This window comes from Nonomuraea fuscirosea (genome assembly GCF_003001935.1).
In the GTDB taxonomy this organism is placed as follows: Bacteria; Actinomycetota; Actinomycetes; order Streptosporangiales; family Streptosporangiaceae; genus Nonomuraea; species Nonomuraea fuscirosea.
Genome location: NZ_PVNG01000075.1, coordinates 1 through 3,169 on the forward strand (window position 1 = coordinate 1; position 3,169 = coordinate 3,169).

4 protein-coding genes are annotated in these 3,169 nt (G+C 66.3%); 3 read left to right on the forward strand and 1 reads right to left on the reverse strand.

The window, feature by feature from the left end; translation table 11 throughout:
* Positions 1-329: 329 nt before the first annotated feature.
* From B0I32_RS56085 to B0I32_RS56095, 3 genes are all read left to right on the forward strand, one after another.
* The gene (locus B0I32_RS56085; protein ID WP_106253670.1) at positions 330-683 is read left to right on the forward strand and encodes a patatin-like phospholipase family protein; all 354 of its coding nucleotides are present in this window, start codon (positions 330-332) and stop codon (positions 681-683) included.
* A gap of 135 nt (positions 684-818) precedes the next feature.
* Positions 819-1,025, forward strand: a complete 207-nt coding sequence (locus B0I32_RS56090; protein ID WP_181308976.1) for a hypothetical protein — start codon at positions 819-821, stop codon at positions 1,023-1,025.
* Positions 1,026-1,071: 46 nt separating this feature from the next.
* The gene (locus B0I32_RS56095) at positions 1,072-2,142 is read left to right on the forward strand and encodes an IS630 family transposase (RefSeq protein ID WP_245956738.1); all 1,071 of its coding nucleotides are present in this window, start codon (positions 1,072-1,074) and stop codon (positions 2,140-2,142) included.
* A 178-nt stretch (positions 2,143-2,320) separates the two neighbouring features.
* Here B0I32_RS56095 and B0I32_RS62050 read toward each other — a convergent pair whose 3' ends face one another.
* Positions 2,321-2,827 (reverse strand): SMI1/KNR4 family protein, encoded by a 507-nt coding sequence (locus B0I32_RS62050; RefSeq protein WP_106253673.1) that lies wholly within the window; start codon positions 2,825-2,827, stop codon positions 2,321-2,323.
* Positions 2,828-3,169 lie beyond the last annotated feature (342 nt).

The window sequence follows — 3,169 nt, forward strand, 5'->3', positions numbered from 1 at the left end:
CGCGGCTGACTCCGAGGTCCCTCGCGATCGACGTGATCGTCCGGTCCGGCCTCGACAACACCAACGCCACCGCGTCGGCCTTGAACTCGGGCGGGGAGTTCTTCATCACCATCAGTGACATCTCTTCCCCTGAATCTCAAGATCCAGTCTCCGAGGTGTCCTCGTTCAAGGGGGAATGCCCAGTGTCCCGCGCCATGCTCACCTGCAGAGCCACGTGCAAGTAAACGTGCAGAGATGATCAGCCCGGCATTAGTCATGAAGAATGGGGGCATGCGGCGGGCATTGGTACTTGGCGGAGGCGGTCTCACGGGGATCGCCTGGAACTGGGCATGCTGGCGGGTCTGGCCGAGCACGGCGTCGATCTCTCCTCCGCCGACGTGGTGATCGGCACCTCAGCGGGCGCGGTCGTCGGCGCGCAGCTGGCGTGCGGGCTCGATTGCCGGCAATGCTTTGAGGCCCGGCTCGCGTCCGTCGCGGGCGGGACAGCTGCTCGAGGCACCGAGAAAGCCCTGCTCAAGCTCATCTGGGCGTCGATGCGCTCGGGTACGGACGCGCAGGCGTTCAGGAAGCGCATAGGCCGGACGGCGCTGAATGCCAAAACCCCTTCGGAGGAGGTGCGGCTGCGCACTGTAGCGGGATGGCTTGGGAAGGCGACAGAGTGGCCCGCTCGCGGGCACTGCTGATCACCGCCGTGGACACCGCTTCCGGCGAGTTTGCGGTGTTCGACGCCGCCTCGGGGCCTGACCTGGTCAGGGCGGTCGCGGCCAGTTGCTTCAGCCCCGGTGCGCCCGCCGATCACCATGGGTGGGCGCCGCTACATGGACGGTGGGATACGCTCACCGCTCAACCTGGACCTGGCCAAGGGCTGCAGCCATGTGGTGGCTCTGGCACCGGTGACGCGCGCCGGCGGCCCGGTGGAGACTGTCGAGCACCAACGCTCCAGGTTCGGCGCCGCTCAGGCGGTGGTCATCACACCGGACGAGGCCACCAGAAAGGCGATCGGCACCGGCCTGCTAGTGCTGTGACCGAAACGATCGCCAGGTTGGCACGTAGGACGGTCCTGCCGGTTGGATGGTGCTGATCACGCGCGATCGGCATTCAGGAGGCCAGGTGACGCAACCGGTCAAGGTCCGCAGGCTCACGGACTCAGAGGGGCAGAAGCTGCAGCGGATCGTGCGGCGCGGCACGATGAGCACAGTGCGCTATCGGCGGGCGATGATCCTGCTGGCCTCGGCCGGCGGCGACACTGTGCTGGTCATCGCCCGGCTGGTGCAGGTCGATGAGGACATCGTGCGCGATGTGATCCATCGCTTCAACGAGATCGGGCTGGCCTGCCTGGACCCTCGGTGGGCGGGAGGTCGTCCCCGCCTGCTCAGTCCTGACGACGAAGACTTCGTCGCCCAGACGGCCGCCACCCGACCCGCCCAGCTCGGCCAGCCGTTCACCCGCTGGTCGAGCTGGAAACTCCTGGACTACCTGCACCGCCTTACCGGCCGCGCCCTCACCCTTGGCCGGGAGGCGTTACGCACGCTGCTGGCCCGCCGGGGGATCACCTTCCAACGCACCAAGACCTGGAAAGAGGCTCCGGACCCCGACTTTGAGGCCAAGCTGGAGCGAATCGAGTACGCCCTGACCGAGCGGCCTGAGCGCCCCTTCGCCTTCGACGAGTTCGGACCGCTCGGCATCCGGCCTACACCGGGTCAGGGTGGGCACCCGCGGGTAAGCCGGACCGGCTGCCGGCCACCTACCGCCGCACCCAGGGCGTCACCTACTTCCACGGCTGCTACTCCGTCGGCGACGACCTGCTGTGAGGCGTCAACCATCGACGCAAGGGCAGGCGTTCACACCTGGGCCGCGCTCAAGTCGATCCGCGCTGCCCGCCCGGACGGCGCCCCGATCTACGTGATCCTGGACAACCTGTCGGCGCACAAGAGCCAGCGCATCCTGGCGTGGGCGAAGAAGCACAAAGTCGAGCTGCTGTTCACGCCGACGTATGTGTCCTGGGCCAACCCGATCGAGGCGCATTTCGGGCCGCTGCGCCAGTTCACGCTGGCTAACTCCGGCCATCCCAACCACACCCGTCCAGACCCGGGCCCTGCAGGCTTACCTGCGCTGGCGCAACGCCCACGCCCGCCACCTTGACGTGCTGGCCGCCCAACGTCGCGTACGCGCCCGCGTCCGCAGCGAGAAGGGCATCCGCTGGGGCGGCCGACTCTTGGCACCCGCAGCCTGAAGCCCTTACCCAACCTGGTGATCGGTTTATGTCACAGGAAACTAGTGATGATGGGACGTGCCGCAGCAGGAACGACGCTCTGTGCTGTCAGCTCATACGAGGAATGCCGGGCGTACCTGTCTGTGGGGGGTGATACCAGGCAGAAAACGTGGGAAACGGCCCGAGGTCGTGTGGGCTGTCGCGGTACGCGGGTCCTGCGGGCCGCCAGTGGCCACTTTCAGCCCAGAAGTCCCAGACGGTCCCGAGGAGTTCACCCGTCGTGACCAGCGCGGTATAGCCGTCGTGGCCCTGATCGCAGATGAGGATGCAGCCGCCGACGTTCATCGCGCGTACGCTCGGCCCTCCGCCCTGAGGGTCAGGGGACTGCGTCCAGGCCAACCAGTCGGCGTAGATCCGCTTAGCGTCCTGCCGGGTGAAAGGGAACATCCCAGCTGGGTCGTGGCTCATGGCGAGCACCTCCGCTGGCCCAAAGAGCCCGTAGTACGGCCCCGCTCCGACGCCCACCCGTAGAAGGTGATCTCGGTAGGCCCATGGCAGTGGAACTCCGAGATCGGCCTCGAAGGACTCGACCTGGTCTACGGTCAACAGGTGCATGGTGCACAAACCTATTGCGGCACCTCGCAGGATCCAAAGTCCTTTTCGCCGCACCTCTATGGCCCGAAGGATGGTCGCACTCGCTCGGCGGTTTGCGTTTCCGCAGAGCGGCGTAGTTCCCGAACCCGCTCAGCCCTGTTCGTCCTAAGACGAGCCGTACAACAAGCTCGCGGATCCCCACTCGATAAGACACCACCCACTCGATAAGACACCACCCACTCGGGCTGACGACCTCGCACACCTACCGTGAGTCTTTGTCATCTCAGGCGGCCTGAGCAACGCGGTGGTTCTGAAGGACGGCGATGGCCTTGCAGAGATGGCCAGCTTTGCTTGGGCTGCAGC

Coding starts and splice junctions, on each gene's coding strand:
- B0I32_RS56095 (WP_245956738.1), top strand. CDS start 1,072: ATGGTGCTGATCACGCGCGATCGGCATTCAGGAGGCCAGGTGACGCAA.
- B0I32_RS56085 (WP_106253670.1), top strand. CDS start 330: ATGCTGGCGGGTCTGGCCGAGCACGGCGTCGATCTCTCCTCCGCCGAC.
- B0I32_RS62050 (WP_106253673.1), bottom strand. CDS start 2,827: ATGCACCTGTTGACCGTAGACCAGGTCGAGTCCTTCGAGGCCGATCTC.
- B0I32_RS56090 (WP_181308976.1), top strand. CDS start 819: ATGGACGGTGGGATACGCTCACCGCTCAACCTGGACCTGGCCAAGGGC.